This is a genomic window from Bacillus sp. SIMBA_031, from assembly GCF_046535225.1.
Taxonomy (GTDB): Bacteria; Bacillota; Bacilli; order Bacillales; family Bacillaceae; genus Bacillus; species Bacillus velezensis.
Genome location: NZ_JAWRXC010000064.1, coordinates 1 through 367 on the forward strand (window position 1 = coordinate 1; position 367 = coordinate 367).

Below are 367 nucleotides of genomic sequence, written 5' to 3' on the forward strand. Positions count from 1 at the left end.
GCTCTGGTCGGCCCATTCAAGAAGCTGCAGGCGTCTCTGCAAAGACAGCGTCGGTCCTAGCGGCGCCTGCTGCCCCGGTGTGAGCACGGCGAGCTTCGCATCGGGGTGGTGACGTATCGCGTGGTCGAAGTTAAACCCTTCGCCATCTACCGGGATGGGAACCGGGAGCACGCGTGCAAGCTCCAACGCCCGCCTTGTCCATGGGAACCCCGGCTCCTCAAACCACGTGCTTTGGCTTTGCAGTCCTAGGACGTTGAGCGATAGTCCAAGTCCGCCCGCGAAGCCGCTGGTGACGATGACCTGCGAGACCGAGCAGTTAATGCCCCTCGCTACCGCCAGATACGCTGCGATCTCGCGCCTCAGCACG

At 63.2% G+C, this 367-nt stretch carries 1 pseudogene; it reads right to left on the reverse strand.

Annotated features, from left to right (window positions below):
- A pseudogene (locus tag SB724_RS19525) lies at positions 1 to 367 on the reverse strand (MocR-like pyridoxine biosynthesis transcription factor PdxR); the annotation flags it as partial.